Below are 15,267 nucleotides of genomic sequence, written 5' to 3'. Positions count from 1 at the left end.
ATAGCTGAAGTGCGCAACGCCTGACCGGGCGGGGCCGGACCACGAGTCCGGCCCCGCCCGAGCCGGGTTGCCCCCTAGGAGCCCGCCCGTGATCCGCTACATCATCCGGCGCCTGCTGATCTCCATACCCATCCTGCTGATCGGCAGCTTCGCCTGTTACGTCCTCGTCGCCACCGCCGGAAACCCCTTGGCGGAAATGCGATTCCGGCCCGGCGTCACCGAAGCCGACATCAAGGCCGCCGAGATCTCCCTCGGCCTGGACAAGCCTGTTTTCGTCCGCTACTGGAACTGGCTCACCGACTTCCTGTCCGGTGACTGGGGCCAGAGCATCGCGCTCGGCCAGGCCAAGACCGCCGTCTTCCCCGCCGTCACGGACGCGCTGTGGACCACCGGACGGCTCGTCATCGGTGCCGAACTCCTCGCTCTCACCCTGGGTGTCTCGGTCGGCGTGCTCGCCGCCGTGCGCCAGTACTCGATCTTCGACTACCTCGCCACCAGCACCGCGTTCCTGATGTTCTCGATGCCGATCTTCTGCGTCGCGGTCATCGTGAAGAACTACGGCATCCAGTTCAACAACGTCCTGGAGTCGATGGGGCTGGACCGCTGGCTCACCACCGCGGGTCCGCGGCCGGGTGGCTTCAGCGGCAGCTTCGGCGAGGTGATCTTCAAGTACACCGGCACGTTCCTGCTGCCGACCATCGCGCTGATGCTGATCAGCTTCGCCGCGTACAGCCGGTTCGAGCGCGCCTCCATGCTGGAGATCCTGCACTCGGACTTCGTGCGCACCGCGCGGGCGAAGGGCATCTCGCAGAGCCGGGTGATCTTCCGGCACGCGTTCCGCAACGCGCTCATCCCCGTGGCCACGCTGTTCTCGCTGAACTTCGGTGCCGTGCTGTCCGGCGCGATCATCACCGAGACCGTGTTCGGCTGGGCCGGCATGGGCACGCTGCTGGTGAACTCCGTGCGGCAGTTCGACCCGCCGATGCTGATGGGCTGGCTCGCGGTCACCGCGACGCTGATCGTGCTGTTCAACCTGGTTGCCGACGTCGTGTACGGCATCCTCGACCCGAGGATTCGCCTTGGCTAACATCAACTTGGCGTCCGAGGGCGGCGTGGTGAACAGCGCTCCCCAGTCCGACGCGCACGAGTTCGACGCCACCAAGACCCGCACGCAGGGGCAGCTCGTCCTGCGGCGCTTCCTGCGCCACCGGCTCGCGATGGTGAGCTTCGGCGTCTTCGTCTTCCTGGTCCTGTTCGCGTTCGTCGGTCCGCTGATCTGGACCTACGACTTCGAGGACGTGTCGAGCAAGGCGTACCAGCCGATGAGCGGCACGCACCCGCTCGGCACCACCCAGGTCGGCAAGGACATGCTGGCGCTGCTGATGCGCGGCACCGGCTACTCGCTGCAGATCGCGTTGATCGTGGCCGCGCTGGCGACCGCCATCGGCGTGATCTTCGGTGCGCTGGCCGGATATCTGCGCGGTTTCGTGGACACCGCGCTGATGCGGCTGGTCGACCTGCTGCTGATCATCCCGCAGATCGCGGTCGCCGCGATCGTGGTGAAGGGCTTCTCCGGCAGCTGGTACGTCGTCGCGCTGGTGCTCGCCGCGTTCGCGTGGATGCAGATCGCCCGCATCACGCGGGGTGAGACGCTTTCCTTGTCCCAGCGGGAGTTCATCGAGGCGGCGCGGGCGTGTGGCGCCACCACGCCGCGGATCATCTTCAAGCACCTGGTGCCGAACATGATCGGCAGCATCACCGTCAACGCCACGCTGGCGATCGCGACCGCGGTGCTCACCGAGGCCGCGCTGTCGTTCCTGGGCCTGGGAGTTCAGCCTCCGGACACCTCGCTCGGCGTGATCGTGCTGGAGAACTACGGGCAGTTCCTGAACCGGCCGTGGCTCTTCTGGGGTCCGTTCATCGTGCTCGTGTCGCTCTCCCTCGCCGTCAACTTCATCGGTGACGGCCTGCGCGACGCGTTCGACCCGAGGCAGACGAAGGTGCGTGCCTGATGACGAGTGTTTCCGAACTGTCGGAGGACTTCCTGCCCTCCAGCACCACCTCGCCGCTGCTCTCGGTCAAGGACCTCTCGGTCACGTTCCCGACCGACGACGGAGACGTCCGCGCCGTGCGCAACGTCTCGTTCGACCTCAACCCCGGCGACGTGCTGGGGATCGTCGGCGAGTCGGGTTCCGGCAAGTCGGTGTCCTCCATGGCGATCATGGGCCTGCTGCCCAAGAACGCGATCATCGAGGGTTCGATCCGCTACCGCGGTGAGGAGCTGAACGGCCGCAGCTACAAGCAGATGCAGCCGTTCCGCAGCAAGCACATCTCGATGATCTTCCAGGACCCGATGACGTCGCTGAACCCCGTCTACACCGTGGGGTGGCAGCTCGCCGAGACCTACCGCGCGCACCACAACGTCTCCAAGAAGGCGGCGTGGGCCAAGGCGGTCGAGGCACTGGAACTCGTCGGCATCCCGCAGCCGGACAAGCGCGCGGCTCAGTACCCGCACGAGTTCTCCGGCGGCATGCGGCAGCGCGTGGTCATCGCGATGGCGATCATCAACGACCCCAGCGTGATCATCGCCGACGAGCCGACCACCGCGCTCGACGTGACGGTGCAGGCGCAGATCCTCGACACCATGCTGCGCATCCAGTCCGAGACCGACGCGGCGATCATCATGATCACGCACGACCTCGGCGTGGTCGCGGGCATGGTCAACCGCGTGCAGGTGATGTACGGCGGCACCGTGGTCGAGTCCGGCCCGGTCGACGACGTCTTCGAACGACCCCGGATGCCTTACACCGTGGGACTTCTGGGCTCCGTCCCGAATCCGTCCACTTTGGGCAAGCGGCTCACGCCGATCAAGGGCGCCCCGCCCTCGCTCGTGAACCTGCCGACCGGGTGCTCGTTCTCGCCGCGCTGCCCGCTCGTCGCCGACGTGTGCCACGAGTGGGAGCCGCTGCTGGAGGAGGCCGGCGCGCCGAACCACACGACGCGCTGCCACCGCTGGGAGCACCTGGCGACCATCGAGCAGCCGCAGCGGCTGTTCCTGCACGACGAGATCGGCACGGTGGAGAACCCGGCGGTGTTCGCCGCCGCGAACCCCGACGAGTCGCTCGAAGTGACCGCAGTGCACGGAACTCTGGTGTCTGATGAGGAGGCGAAGTGACCGCTCCGCTGTTGGAGGTCACCGACCTCGTCAAGGAGTTCCCCGTGCGGGGCCAGGGAATCATCCCGCGCACCATCGGCACGGTGCAGGCCGTGTCCGGGGTGTCGTTCTCGCTGCACCCCGGTGAGACGCTCGGCCTCGTCGGCGAGTCCGGCTGCGGCAAGTCCACGACCGGGCGCGCGATCCTGCAGCTGCACAAGCCGACCTCGGGCTCGGTGAAGTTCGAGGGCCGCGAGCTCACGTCCATGAGCGCCAAGCAGTTGCGGCCGTTGCGCAAGGACATCCAGATCGTCTTCCAGGACCCGTACGCGTCGCTGAACCCCAAGTGGCAGGTCAACGACATCATCGCGGAACCGTTGCGGATCCACGGTGTCGAAGGCGGCGTGCAGCGGCGGGTCAACGAGCTGATGGAGCTCGTGGGCCTGAACCCCGAGCACCGCAACCGTTACCCGCACGAGTTCTCCGGCGGCCAGCGCCAGCGCATCGGCATCGCACGGGCGCTCGCGCTGAACCCGCGGTTCCTGGTGCTGGACGAACCGGTGTCCGCTTTGGACGTCTCGGTGCAGGCCGGTGTCGTGAACCTGTTGGAGGAACTGCAGGAACGGCTCGGGCTCGCGTACCTGTTCGTCGCGCACGACCTCTCGGTGGTGCGGCACATCTCCGACCGCGTGGCGGTGATGTACCTCGGCAAGATCATCGAGATGGGCGAGCGCGAGGCCATCTACAACCGGCCGATGCACCCGTACACCCAGGCGTTGCTGTCCGCGGTGCCGATGCCGGATCCCAAGCAGGAGCGCAAGCGTCAGCGGATCGTGCTGACCGGTGACGTGCCGTCGCCGGTCAACCCGCCGTCGGGCTGCCGGTTCCGCACCCGCTGCTGGAAGGCCCAGGACATCTGCGCCACCGAGGAACCGAAGCTGGAACTGCGTGGCGGGCCGGACGGAACGCTGTCCGCGTGCCACTTCGCGGAGGAACGCTCGGTGGTCTGATCCAGATCCTTAGCAAAGGCCGCCTTTATCATCCGATGAAGGCGGCCTTTACTCTTTTCCGGTGACGCTGACTGCCCCACCACGGTTGCTCTTCGTGCACGCCCACCCGGACGACGAGAGTCTCTGGACGGGCGGCACCATCGCGCGCTACGCCTCGGCGGGCGCGCACGTCACTGTCGTCACCTGCACGCTGGGCGAAGAGGGCGAGATCATCCCGCCCGCGCTGGCGCACCTCGCCGCCGACGCCGCCGACCAGCTGGGCGGGTACCGCGTGGGTGAGTTGAGATCAGCCTGCGCCGCGCTCGGCGTGACCGACCACAGATTCCTCGGCGGCATCGGCCGGTGGCGCGACTCCGGCATGGTCGACGTGCCGTCCAACGCCCACCCGCGCGCGTTCATCCAGGGCTCGCTGGACGAGCAGACCGCCCAGCTGGTCGAGATCCTGCGCGAGGTCAAGCCTCAGGTCGTCGTGAGCTACGACGCGTTCGGCGGCTACGGCCACCCGGACCACATCCGCGCGCACGAGATCACGGTTGCCGCGTGCGCCCAGGTTTCCGACGTCGAGCGGGTCTTCTACGCCGTGACGTCCCGCGACGCCACGGACGCCGGGGTGAAGGCGCTGGAGAACGTGCCAGAGCCGTTCCGGCTGCCCGAGCCCGGTGAGCTGCCGGTGACCCCGGACGAGGAGATCACCACCGTGATCGACGTGTCCGAGCACCTGACGGCGAAGCGCCGTGCGTTGCGTGCACACTCGACGCAGGTCAGTGTGTGGGACAGCGGGTACGCGCTGTCGAACAACATCGCTCAGCCGCTGGTCGGTGCCGAGTACTACGTGCTGGCGAAGGGGTCGGCCGAAGGCGCGGCCACGGATCTGTTCGGAGGACTGAGTGACCGGTAGCTGGCGAGTCGTCTTCCTGCTGCTTCTGAACGTCGAGGCAGCGGTGCTCGCCGTGCTGGAAACGATGTTCCTGCCCCTGCGCTTCGACGGCACGCTGCTGCCGAAGCTCGGGGATCTGCCCTTCCCCGTCACGATCGCGGTGGCCGTTTTCACCACACCTCTGCTGGTGTCGTGGGCGGCCGCGCTGTCCGAACGGGTGCTGACCGCCGCGTCGCCGTTGCTGGTGTGGTTCTTCACGCTGATGTGGTTCGGCTACTTCGAGCCCGGCCACGCCGCGGGCAGTCCCGTCCTGCTTCTGCAGGACTGGCGCGGGCTGCTGCTGCTCGCGGGCGGCGCGCTGACGGGGGCGGTGGCCGTGGGCGCTGTGATGGCGCGCAACGCGGCCCACCGGCCCGGCCTCTACGAGACCGCGGGCACCCAGTAGCGGTAGCGGTGGTGCTCGGTGCAGCCGAGCTCCGAGTACAGCCGGATCGCCGGCTCGTTGTGCTCGGCGACCTGCAGCACGCACGTCGTGGCGCCTTGAGCCATGCCCCAGCCCGCCAGTTCGCCCATCAGCTGCCTCGCCAGGCCCTTGCGGCGGTGTGACGGTCGTACGGCCAGCCGGGCCACGTGCAGCACGTCCTCGACGACGGCGCCCCGCACGGCCGCGACCACCTCGTCGTCCTCCGTGAGGCTCGCGAAGCACACCTTCTCGCCCGAGCCCAGCACGTGCCGGTGGGCGTCGGAGACCTCGGATCCGGCCGTGAGTTCCCACCATCCGGGAAGATCACGGCTGTCGGCTTCGCCCTCGGCGAACTTCTCCAGCTGGCCGGTCATCACCAGCGACTCGGCCCCGCCGGGGTGGTCGAGGTCGACGATCCAGCCCGCCTCGCGGATGGCTTGCTCGTGGGTCGAACCGATGACGACGTGCGCGGTGGGTTTGATGCCGTGCTCGCGCGCGAACCCTTCGGTGACGGCCAGCGCGTCCGGCACGGGCATTCCGGGATCTCCGCAGGTCAGCGTGCTGTTGGCGCGGCCGGTGAACCCGGCTGCGGCACGCATCGACCAATCCCCGAGCGAGACTTCCGCCAGGGCGGGCCACGCTCGCGCGCAGAGTGATTCCAGGTGATCCACGGTGTGCACGCCGTCATCCTGTCCCAAGCTCGTCCCAGCAGGTGGAGTGACGTGGAACACCGTGCAGATAAGGCAAGCCTGACCGGGTGATACTCGAACGTGCCGCGTACTCTCCGGCTTGCGCGGTGTGGACCAGAGGAAGTTGGAGAGCGCAGTGACCTATGTGATCGCCCAGCCGTGCGTGGACGTGCTCGACAAGGCGTGCATCGAAGAGTGCCCCGTCGACTGCATCTACGAAGGCGACCGGATGCTCTACATCCACCCGGACGAGTGCGTGGACTGTGGCGCGTGCGAGCCCGTGTGCCCGGTGGAGGCCATCTACTACGAGGACGACGTCCCCGACGAGTGGAAGGACTACACCAAGGCGAACGCGGACTTCTTCGAAGAGCTCGGCTCGCCCGGTGGCGCCTCGAAGGTCGGCAAGGTGAGCAACGACCCGCAGTTCATCAAGGCCCTCGAACCGCAGGCCGAGGGGCATTGATCCGCACGCGCAGGGGGCCGGCTCTGCCGGACTTCCCGTGGGATTCGCTGGCCGACCACGCCGCCAAGGCGCGCAAGCACCCCGGTGGCGTGGTCGACCTGTCCGTCGGCACGCCCGTCGACCCGGTTCCCGCGGTGATCCAGTCCGCGTTGTCGTCGGTCGCCGACATCCCCGGTTACCCGACCACCCACGGCACTCCGGAGCTGCGTGCCGCCTTCGTGGCCGCCGCTGAGCGCCGCTACGGCATCACCGGGCTGTCGGAACAGGCCGTGCTGCCCACGATCGGCTCCAAGGAGCTCGTGGCGTGGCTGCCGACGCTGCTCGGTGTCGGTCCCGGCGACGTCGTGGCCGTGCCCGCTGTGGCGTACCCGACCTACGAGGTGGGCGCGCTGCTGGCGGGTGCCGAGGTCGTGCGCCTGGCCGACGGCGAACTGCCGCCCGCGGGCACGAAGCTCGTGTGGCTGAACTCGCCGTCGAACCCGACCGGGCGCGTGCTGTCGGCCGGGCAGCTGCGCGACGCCGTCGCCGCGGCCCGTGAGCTCGGCGCGGTGGTGGCCTCCGACGAGTGCTACCTCTCGCTGCCGTGGGACGCCTCGCCGGTGTCGGTGCTGCATCCGTCCGTTGTGGACTCCTTCGACGGCGTGCTCGCCGTGCACTCGCTGTCGAAGACGTCCTCGCTGGCGGGCTACCGGGCCGGGTTCGTCACCGGCGACCCCGAGCTGGTCGCCGGCCTGCTGGAGCTGCGCAAGCACGCCGGCATGATGGTGCCGCGGCCGGTGCAGGAAGCCATGCGGGCCGCGCTCGAGGACGACACCCACGTGGTCGAGCAGCGGGCCCGCTACCTCGCCCGGCGCCAGGTGCTCAAGCCCGCGCTGGAGGCGGCCGGGTTCACGGTGACGCACTCCGAAGCCGGCCTGTACCTGTGGTCGTCCCGCGGTGAGGACGCCTGGGAGACGATCTCCTGGCTGGCCGACCGCGGCATCCTGGCCGCTCCCGGCACGTTCTACGGACCGGCGGGCGCCCAGCACGTGCGGATCGCCCTCACGGCCACCGACGAGCGGGTCGCCGCCGCCGTCGAGCGCCTCAGCGCCTGATCTTCAGCGCCTGACTTTCAGGGCTTGAGCGCTGACCACACCCGGCGCGTGAACTGGTTCGGCGGCACCGCGTCCGTCGTGAGCCGGACGCTCGTGCTGATCGAGTCACCGCTCAGGCCGAGGCCCAGCACGAGGTGCCAGTGCAGGTCCCAGAGGTCCTGAAACGCGTCCAGCTCCACGTCGGCGTCCGCGCTGACGTGGAGCACGGCCGGCTCCGCGACCCGCACGACCCGCTCCACGGCCCGCACGTCCCGCGTGTTCGTGCGGAAGCTGAACGCCAGGTCGACCGTCTCGGCGTCGAGCCCGTACGTCGCGTACGAGTGGCACCGGTGGTGGGGCAGCGAGAGCGGCTGGTTCGTCTCCAGGTAGAGGTCACCCTCGAACCGCAGCGTCGGTGAGTGCTGGCTGAGCGTGGCCCGCGCGCTGACGAACTCCCAGCCGGGCATGTCCAGCTTGGGGACGAGCAGTTCCAGCACCTCGCCTCGCCTGGCGCTCCTCGTGCGCTCGCCGGAGCGCCACGGGATCTCCCTGCTGTAGGGCTCCTTCTTCGTGACGAAGACGTACGGCGCGTTGTCGGTCTGCAGGCTGAGGACGACGACGGTCCTGCCGGGCGCCCAGTCGAACGCGACGGTGGTGAGGCCGGGCGCCACGCCGTCGAAGTGGCTCTCCACCCTGGGCCACCAGCTCGACAGCTCCTCGGCGAGAGCGCCCTTGACGTATCTGCCCTTCTCGTCGACACCGACGACCCACATCGCCTCGGACCCGCGGGCGGCGTTGCAGAGGGCGGCGATCTGTCTGGCCGCCTTGCCGTGGTCGACCGGCCACTGCGTCTTGAACTCCACGAAGGAGTCCTCGGACTGCGCGCCCTCCAGAGCACGCTCGATCGCGGCGCGAGCGTTCAGCTCGATCCGCTGCTTCAGCACGTGCACCTCCCGCGACGGCCCTCAGACGACACGGGCCCAGTCTGCCTGCGCAGACCGGGCCCCAGACACCGAGTTTCCTCCCTGTTCAGTCCAAGAACAGTGTTGCTCAGTCGTTCGCGTGCAGCGCGGCGTTCAGCTCCACACCGGTGCCCTTGCGCGGCTTGACCAGGACGGCGCCGGTCACCGAGTCCCTGATGAAGAGCAGGTTGTTCTGGCCGCTCAGGGCGTGGGCCTTGACGACCTCGCCGTCCGGGAGGGTCACCTTGGTGCCCGCGGTGACGTAGAGGCCTGCTTCGACGACGCAGTCGTCGCCCAGCGAGATGCCGAGGCCCGAGTTGGCGCCCAGGAGGCAGCGTTCGCCGATGCTGATCACCTGCTTGCCGCCGCCGCTCAGGGTGCCCATGATCGAGGCGCCGCCGCCCACGTCGGAGCCGTCGCCCACGACCACGCCGCCGGAGATGCGGCCCTCCACCATGCTGTTGCCGAGGGTGCCCGCGTTGAAGTTGACGAAGCCCTCGTGCATGACGGTGGTGCCCGCGGCGAGGTGGGCGCCGAGCCGCACGCGGTCGGCGTCGGCGATGCGGACGCCGCTCGGAACCACGTAGTCGACCATGCGCGGGAACTTGTCGACGCCGTAGACGGTGACCGGGCCCCGCACGCGCAGGCGGATGCGGGTCTGTTCGAAGCCGTCCACCGCGCACGGGCCGTGGTTGGTCCACACGACGTTGGTCAGGAGGCCGAAGATGCCGTCCAGGTTGGCGCCGTGCGGCTTGATGAGGCGGTGGCTGAGGAGGTGGAGGCGCAGCCAGACGTCGTAGGTGTCGCGCGGGGCGGCTTCCAGATCGGCGGCCACGCGGACGCCGACGACCTCGACGCCTCGCTCCAGGTCCTCGCCGAGGAGTTTGGCGGCGGATTCGCCGAGTGCTTCCGCGATCTCGGCGGACGACAGGCGGGTGGTGCCCGGCTCGCCTGCGTCACCCAGGACTGGCGACGGGTACCAGGTGTCGAGGACGGTGCCGTCCGGGGTCACAGTGGCCAAGCCGATGCCGTATGCGGTGCTCACGGTGGTTCAGCCTAGTCCGGACGACGAAGGGTTCAGCCGGGGACGTCCGCGCTGAAGTAGAGCGAGCCCAGGTCGCCCCTCGTGGCGATGAGCGCCTCGTTGCACTTCGACTGGCGGGCGTCCGTGCTGGCCACGTTGTCCACCTGGACTTCGCCGCACCTGTGGGTCTCGAAGTCGCCCACCGCGGTCATCAGGCGGGGAAGGACCTCGCTGACGTCGTCCTGGACCTGCTTGCCCTGGAGGGACCTGTCCAGCTTGCGGGTCATCGCGCTGACCTGGGCCACCCACGTGGCGCAGTCCGCCGGGGTGCCGCTGTGCTGGGAGCCGCACGGGGCCGCGAAGAGGGAACGGATCTCGCCGCACTGGCGGGCGCACGCCTCCGGAGGTTCGCCGCAGCCGGTGGTCATGAGCAACAGGGAGATGACCAGCAGTGTGCACTTGATCACGCAGCGCACGGTATCGGCCGAACGGGCTAGCGCTCAATTCGCTTGAGTAGGGTGAACGGCGTGTCCGACACCCTTGATCTCTTCGCCGACCCCGTCGAACTGACTGCCGCGCTGGTGGATGTGCGCAGCGTGTCCGGGGAGGAGGCGGAGATCGCGGATCTCGTGGAGCGGTCGTTGCAGGTGCACGCGCCGCATCTGGAGATCACTCGATCAGGGAACGCGGTGCTGGCTCGGACGAATCTCGGGCGGGAGCGCCGGGTCGTGCTGGCCGGGCACCTGGACACCGTGCCGATCAACCAGAACTTTCCCAGTCGCCGTGAAGGCGATGTGTTGCACGGGTGCGGGACCGTGGACATGAAGGGCGGCGACGCGGTCATGCTCGCGATCGCGGCCCTCAGCTTGAACGCGCGGCACGACTTGACGTTCGTGTTTTACGACTGCGAGGAGATCGAGGCCGAGCGGAACGGGCTCACGCGCATTCAGCGGGACCTGCAGGAATGGTTGAAGGGCGATCTGGCCATCGTTTGTGAGCCGTCCAACGGGACGGTGGAGGCCGGGTGTCAGGGGACCATGCGCATCGAGATCCGGACCACCGGCAAGCGGGCGCACACCGCTCGGGCGTGGATGGGGGTCAACGCCATTCACGGGATGGGCGAGGCGTTGCGCCGGCTGGAGGCCTACGTGCCCCGGCAGCCCGAGATCGACGGGTGCCGGTACCACGAAGGGCTGCAGGCCGTGAAGATCAGCGGTGGGGTCGCCGGGAACGTGGTGCCGGACGAGGCCGTGCTCACGATCAACCACCGGTTCGCGCCGGACCGGTCGGTGGAGCAGGCCGAGGCGCACCTGCGTGAGGTGTTCGAGGGCTTCGACGTGACGGTCACGGACTTCGCGGGCGGGGCGCTGCCAGGGCTGCACGCACCGGCGGCGCAGGAGCTCGTTCAGGCCGCCGGCGGGACGCCGGTGGCGAAGCTCGGGTGGACGGACGTGGCTCGGTTCGCGGCGCTGGGGATGCCCGCGGTCAATTTCGGGCCGGGCGATCCCACGTTGGCGCACACTCGCGAAGAGAACGTGCCGGTCCATCAGATCACCGGGTGTTTCGACGTGCTTAAGCGATTTTTGCTTGCCTGATCACTAATATCTCGGTGATGACGGAAGACGAGAACGGCGTGGTGGACGAGCGTCCCAAGGAGAAGATGCGCGGGCCGGTCGTGTTGCGGCGCGGGCGCCGGGACGAGCTGACCACCACGGATCAGCGGTTGCTGGATTCGCGCGGGCCCTCGGACTGGGTGCACACGGATCCGTGGCGCGTGTTGCGGATTCAGGCCGAGTTCGTCGAGGGGTTCGGGGCGCTCGCCGAGGTGCCCAGCGCGGTGACGGTGTTCGGGTCGGCTCGGACCGGGCGGGATCACCCCGAGTACCAGACAGGGCGGGATCTCGGCGGGGCATTGGCCGAGGCCGGGTTCGCGGTGATCACCGGCGGTGGGCCCGGTGCCATGGAGGCGGTCAACCGCGGGTGTTCGGAGGCCGGTGGGTTCTCCATCGGGCTCGGGATCGAGCTGCCGTTCGAACAGGGGCTCAACCCGTGGGTCGATCTCGGCGTGAACTTCCGGTACTTCTTCGTGCGCAAGACGATGTTCATCAAGTACTCGCAGGCGTTCATCTGCCTGCCGGGCGGGTTCGGCACGCTCGACGAGCTGTTCGAGGCGCTGACGCTGGTGCAGACGAAGAAGGTCACGAAGTTCCCGGTGGTGTTGTTCGGCCGCAGCTACTGGCAGGGGCTGTACGACTGGGTCAAGAACTCGGTGCTGGAAGGTGGCAAGGTGGGCGAGAAGGACCTCGCGCTGCTGCACCTCACCGACGACATCGAGGACGCGGTGCGCGTGGTCAAGGAAGCGCACCAGGCATGGGCGGACGCACACTGATGTACGTAGCTGTCTACTGCGGCAGTCTGGCCACGGTTCCCCAGACCTACATCGACCTCGCCGCCGAGGTGGGGCGCCAGATCGCGGCACGCGGCTGGAACCTCGTCTGGGGTGGCGGGCAGACGTCGATGATGGGCGCGGTGGCGCGGGAAGCCAGGGCCGGCGGCGCGCACACGTACGGCGTGATCCCCAAGGGGCTCGCCACCAGGGAGATCGCGGACCGCGAGTCGACCGAGCTGCACGTCGTCGACACCATGCGCGAGCGCAAGAAGATGATGGACGACAGGGCGGACGCGTTCCTGACGCTGCCCGGTGGCATCGGGACCGCCGAGGAGTTCTTCGAGGTGTGGACGGCGGGTGTGCTGGGCATGCACGCCAAGCCCGTCGTGCTGCTCGACGTCGACGACCACTACAAGGGACTCGTCGACTGGCTGACGCACCTGCGCGACAAGGGCTTTGTGTCGCACGCCGCGTTGAACTCGCTCGTCGTCACGGACGACGTGTCAGTCGCTCTTGACGCTTGCGTCCGCTAGTCCCTTGGCCTGAGCCAGGATCTGGGCCTCCGGCAGGAGATCCGGCAGCGGGCGGTACGGCGTGGCCGTGACCTCGAACCGCTTGCCGGACACCACCCTGCCCTGCCAGGAGCCCGCGATCTCGCCGTCCACGAGGATGGCGCCGCGGCGACCCAGGACGCGGAAGATGTCCTTCTGCGCCGCCTTGTCCGGCAGCAGCAGGTCCCGGTCGCGGGCCTGCAGGTACGGGTCGGTCGGCGGGAGCAGCCGCACGTCCGGCGGTTCGGCGTCGGCGATCTCCACGCCCTCCGGCAGCCACGCCGGCTGACCCTCGACGGTCACCTCCACGAGGCCTTCCTTCGGCCACCTCTTCTTGACCTCGCGGGTGGTCGTGCCGAAGTAACCGGCCACTTCGGACGGTCCGGCCGGCCCGTGCAGGGTGAGATAGCGGTGCACCAGCTCGTCGAAGCCAGCGGTCTTGCGCGGAACACCCGGCCAGCCGTGGATGCGTTCGAACGTCACGGTCTTCTCCTCCGGCAGGATCCGGAGGCCAGCGGGGAGTGCGCCGAGCCGGAAGATCGGGTCGCTCACGTGCTCGGTCTGGCAGCTCCGGCACGCCTCGATCGTCTGCTTGGGCGCCAACGGGGTCAGCGCCTTGCTGACGTCGCCCTTGGTCATCGGCTTCGTGACGATCGACCGCATCGCCGTGGCGATGTGCCGCAACGCCGCCACCATGTCGTCGACCTTGGGACGAGAGGCGCGCGCACGGGCGTCGGCGTCGCTCCACGGCCACAGGGCACGGGCGAACGCCTTCAGCTCACCGGCTCGGTGCAGGTGAGGGGCACCGCGCACGGACCACGTGACGGTGAACTCGTCCGTGGAGGGTGAGGCGAGACGGGCGGCGAGACTCAGCAGGGCCGAGCCGGAGGTGTTGTCCTGGACGCCCAGGGAGAACACCGCCAGCTCGGCCGCGTCGGAGACCCGCCGGTCCAGCTCGTGCTGATGGATCCGGTGGAAGAGCACCTGCTGCCGGGTGAAGTCCACCCGGACATTCTTACGCCTTGGGCACCGTCAAGCTCGACGGTCCGAAGGTGACAGTTGCACCACGTGTCGATTCGGTCAGGTAGCGGGGGTCGACCGTGTCGATCACGAACGCCAGCCGGTTGCCGGCGCCGACGTTCCAGACGGTCGGCTCGAGCTCCACGTCGAGCGTCTGCGTGCGGCCTGCCCCGGTCACCTTCACCGGCTTGTGCGTGATCAGCGAGCCCAGGCCGAGCGGCCCGGCCTCGTACAGGTACGCGAACAGCGTGGTGGTCTCCGCGCTGGGCGTCACCTGCACCTTCAGCTTCGGCGTGCCCGCGATCGTGGCGCCGTTCGGGTACTGCGGACCGCTCCACACGCCGGCGAGGTTGCGGTCGATGAACGGCAGCGCCACCCCGGTCGGGATGTTCAGGAACCCTTGCAGGGCACCGGAGAGCAGGATCGTGCCGCTGTCGGCGACGGTGTTCCAGCCCGCGTAGATCTTCTTCGCGTCGAGCTGCATCGTGTCGGCGGCGCCCGCAGGCCACGCGCCGAACTTCTTCCACGTGCCGCCGTTGTTGGGCTTGAGCTGCACCGGCTGCTCGGCCTCGACGCCGTTGGCCGTGCCCTTGACGTAGCGGTCGAACCAGCGGCCGACGGACTCCCAGATCTCGTTGGGCAGGCCTGCCGCGCCGAAGAGCTCGGCGGTGGCGTGGTCACCCGGCGAGAGCATGAGCCGCTTGGGGCCGGTGAGCTTCGAGTAGAAGTCCGCGACCTGGCCCGGCGCGAAGATGCCGTCGTTCCACGCGTTGCCGATCATCACCGCGGTGCCGTTGGCGTTGATCTGCGCGATCTTCGAGGCGGCGGAACGGCCCGCGGAGATCGGCACGACCTCCCAGAACCTGCCGTCGCGGTAGGCGTCCTCGGCCTCGGTGAGGACGGGGCCGGGGCGTCCGGTGGCGTGGCCTGCGGCCAGCAGGACCTCGACGGCCTGCTTGTTCACGGTGCTGTTGGGGTAGAGCGACCGGGCGAGGTCGGTCCACGTGCTCAGCGCCGCGACGGCCTTGATGCGCGGGTCGTTGGCGGCGGCGAGCAGCGATTGGCCGCCACCGTAGGAGATTCCGGCGACGCCGACCCTGGTGACGTCGGCGTGCGCGTTGGCGACGGCCCAGTCGATGACCGAACTGACGTCGTTGACGGTGTCCGGTCCGGCGATGTCGATCTCACCGCCGGAGTCCCAGAAGCCGCGGCTCGTGTAGCTCACGACGACGTAGCCGGACTCCTTGGCGAGCTTGGCCGCCGCGCCGACGTACTCGATGTTCGGCACCGCCCAGCTGGCCGGCATGACGAGCAACGGGAAGGGGCCGCTGCCCACTCCGGTCGGTTCGACGACGAAGGCCTTCAGGGTGGTGCCGCCGACGCCGGAGATCGACCTGTAGGTGATGGTGCTGCCGGGGGCCGCGATGGCAGCCGGAGCACCGAGCAGGGAGGTGAGGAGTACCAGGACTAAAACAAGTGATCGTCGCACGCTGGTCCTCCTTGACCATGACGTAGATCACACAGGGTTGTTACTGGGGAGTTAACCAGATTGCTACTGATGGGTAGCAAGAAGCTGTGAGCCAGCTCACTGT

The 15,267-nt window shown here is 68.7% G+C and carries 17 protein-coding genes; 11 read left to right on the top strand and 6 right to left on the bottom strand.

Annotated elements, in window-relative coordinates:
* The first annotated feature begins 88 nt into the window (after nt 1–88).
* From IEZ09_RS30465 to IEZ09_RS30440, 6 genes are all read left to right on the top strand, one after another.
* Nucleotides 89–1,087, top strand: coding sequence for an ABC transporter permease (locus IEZ09_RS30465; RefSeq protein ID WP_189257243.1), 999 nt, complete (start codon nt 89–91; stop codon nt 1,085–1,087).
* A 25-nt stretch (nt 1,088–1,112) separates the two neighbouring features.
* Nucleotides 1,113–2,012: an ABC transporter permease gene (locus IEZ09_RS30460; protein WP_229813103.1), complete on the top strand. Its 900-nt coding sequence runs from the start codon at nt 1,113–1,115 to the stop codon at nt 2,010–2,012.
* Nucleotides 2,012–3,175: an ABC transporter ATP-binding protein gene (locus IEZ09_RS30455; protein WP_189257242.1), complete on the top strand. Its 1,164-nt coding sequence runs from the start codon at nt 2,012–2,014 to the stop codon at nt 3,173–3,175. The genes IEZ09_RS30460 and IEZ09_RS30455 overlap by 1 nt, the downstream gene beginning before the upstream one ends.
* Nucleotides 3,172–4,164 (top strand): ABC transporter ATP-binding protein, encoded by a 993-nt coding sequence (locus tag IEZ09_RS30450; RefSeq protein ID WP_189257241.1) that lies wholly within the window; start codon nt 3,172–3,174, stop codon nt 4,162–4,164. The genes IEZ09_RS30455 and IEZ09_RS30450 overlap by 4 nt, the downstream gene beginning before the upstream one ends.
* A gap of 61 nt (nt 4,165–4,225) precedes the next feature.
* Nucleotides 4,226–5,062, top strand: a complete 837-nt coding sequence (gene mshB / locus IEZ09_RS30445; protein ID WP_189257240.1) for an N-acetyl-1-D-myo-inositol-2-amino-2-deoxy-alpha-D-glucopyranoside deacetylase — start codon at nt 4,226–4,228, stop codon at nt 5,060–5,062.
* On the top strand, nt 5,052–5,486 hold the full coding sequence (locus IEZ09_RS30440; RefSeq protein WP_189257239.1) for a hypothetical protein: 435 nt from the start codon (nt 5,052–5,054) through the stop codon (nt 5,484–5,486). The genes mshB and IEZ09_RS30440 overlap by 11 nt, the downstream gene beginning before the upstream one ends.
* Here IEZ09_RS30440 and IEZ09_RS30435 read toward each other — a convergent pair.
* A complete protein-coding gene (locus IEZ09_RS30435; RefSeq protein ID WP_440590337.1) occupies nt 5,462–6,175 on the bottom strand; it encodes a GNAT family N-acetyltransferase in 714 nt (237 codons plus the stop codon). The two genes, IEZ09_RS30440 and IEZ09_RS30435, sit on opposite strands and share 25 nt — an antisense overlap.
* Before the next feature lie 154 nt (nt 6,176–6,329).
* On the opposite strand from IEZ09_RS30435, the gene fdxA reads away from it, so the two are divergent.
* Together fdxA and dapC are read left to right on the top strand one after the other, a co-directional pair.
* The gene (gene fdxA / locus IEZ09_RS30430) at nt 6,330–6,656 is read left to right on the top strand and encodes a ferredoxin (protein WP_229813094.1); all 327 of its coding nucleotides are present in this window, start codon (nt 6,330–6,332) and stop codon (nt 6,654–6,656) included.
* Nucleotides 6,653–7,750, top strand: a complete 1,098-nt coding sequence (dapC, locus tag IEZ09_RS30425) for a succinyldiaminopimelate transaminase (protein WP_301325917.1) — start codon at nt 6,653–6,655, stop codon at nt 7,748–7,750. The genes fdxA and dapC overlap by 4 nt, the downstream gene beginning before the upstream one ends.
* 17 nt (nt 7,751–7,767) lie before the next feature.
* On the opposite strand, the gene IEZ09_RS30420 is transcribed toward dapC, so the two are convergent.
* From IEZ09_RS30420 to IEZ09_RS30410, 3 genes are all read right to left on the bottom strand, one after another.
* Nucleotides 7,768–8,673 carry a hypothetical protein gene (locus IEZ09_RS30420; protein WP_189257236.1) on the bottom strand — a complete coding sequence of 302 codons (906 nt, stop codon included), beginning with the start codon at nt 8,671–8,673 and terminating at the stop codon, nt 7,768–7,770.
* 106 nt (nt 8,674–8,779) lie between these two features.
* Nucleotides 8,780–9,736: a 2,3,4,5-tetrahydropyridine-2,6-dicarboxylate N-succinyltransferase gene (gene dapD, locus IEZ09_RS30415; protein ID WP_189257235.1), complete on the bottom strand. Its 957-nt coding sequence runs from the start codon at nt 9,734–9,736 to the stop codon at nt 8,780–8,782.
* Nucleotides 9,737–9,768: 32 nt separating this feature from the next.
* The gene (locus IEZ09_RS30410) at nt 9,769–10,182 is read right to left on the bottom strand and encodes a hypothetical protein (RefSeq protein WP_189257234.1); all 414 of its coding nucleotides are present in this window, start codon (nt 10,180–10,182) and stop codon (nt 9,769–9,771) included.
* A gap of 60 nt (nt 10,183–10,242) precedes the next feature.
* On the opposite strand from IEZ09_RS30410, the gene dapE reads away from it, so the two are divergent.
* The 3 genes from dapE to IEZ09_RS30395 are packed head-to-tail and all read left to right on the top strand — an operon-like array spanning nt 10,243 to nt 12,637.
* Nucleotides 10,243–11,310 (top strand): succinyl-diaminopimelate desuccinylase, encoded by a 1,068-nt coding sequence (gene dapE / locus IEZ09_RS30405; RefSeq protein WP_189257233.1) that lies wholly within the window; start codon nt 10,243–10,245, stop codon nt 11,308–11,310.
* A 17-nt stretch (nt 11,311–11,327) separates the two neighbouring features.
* On the top strand, nt 11,328–12,104 hold the full coding sequence (locus IEZ09_RS30400) for an LOG family protein (protein WP_189257232.1): 777 nt from the start codon (nt 11,328–11,330) through the stop codon (nt 12,102–12,104).
* Complete coding sequence (locus IEZ09_RS30395) at nt 12,104–12,637, top strand: LOG family protein (RefSeq protein ID WP_189257290.1); 534 nt, start codon at nt 12,104–12,106, stop codon at nt 12,635–12,637. The genes IEZ09_RS30400 and IEZ09_RS30395 overlap by 1 nt, the downstream gene beginning before the upstream one ends.
* On the opposite strand, the gene IEZ09_RS30390 is transcribed toward IEZ09_RS30395, so the two are convergent.
* The gene (locus IEZ09_RS30390; protein WP_189257231.1) at nt 12,608–13,660 is read right to left on the bottom strand and encodes a winged helix DNA-binding domain-containing protein; all 1,053 of its coding nucleotides are present in this window, start codon (nt 13,658–13,660) and stop codon (nt 12,608–12,610) included. The two genes, IEZ09_RS30395 and IEZ09_RS30390, sit on opposite strands and share 30 nt — an antisense overlap.
* 10 nt (nt 13,661–13,670) lie before the next feature.
* Nucleotides 13,671–15,164, bottom strand: a complete 1,494-nt coding sequence (locus tag IEZ09_RS30385; protein WP_189257230.1) for a CocE/NonD family hydrolase — start codon at nt 15,162–15,164, stop codon at nt 13,671–13,673.
* Between the last annotated feature and the right edge of the window lie 103 nt (nt 15,165–15,267).

It is taken from the genome of Lentzea flava, assembly GCF_014648475.1.
In the GTDB taxonomy this organism is placed as follows: domain Bacteria; phylum Actinomycetota; class Actinomycetes; order Mycobacteriales; family Pseudonocardiaceae; genus Lentzea; species Lentzea flava.
Note: the sequence above shows the minus strand (reverse complement) of the source record. Positions and strands in the feature narration are given on the sequence as shown.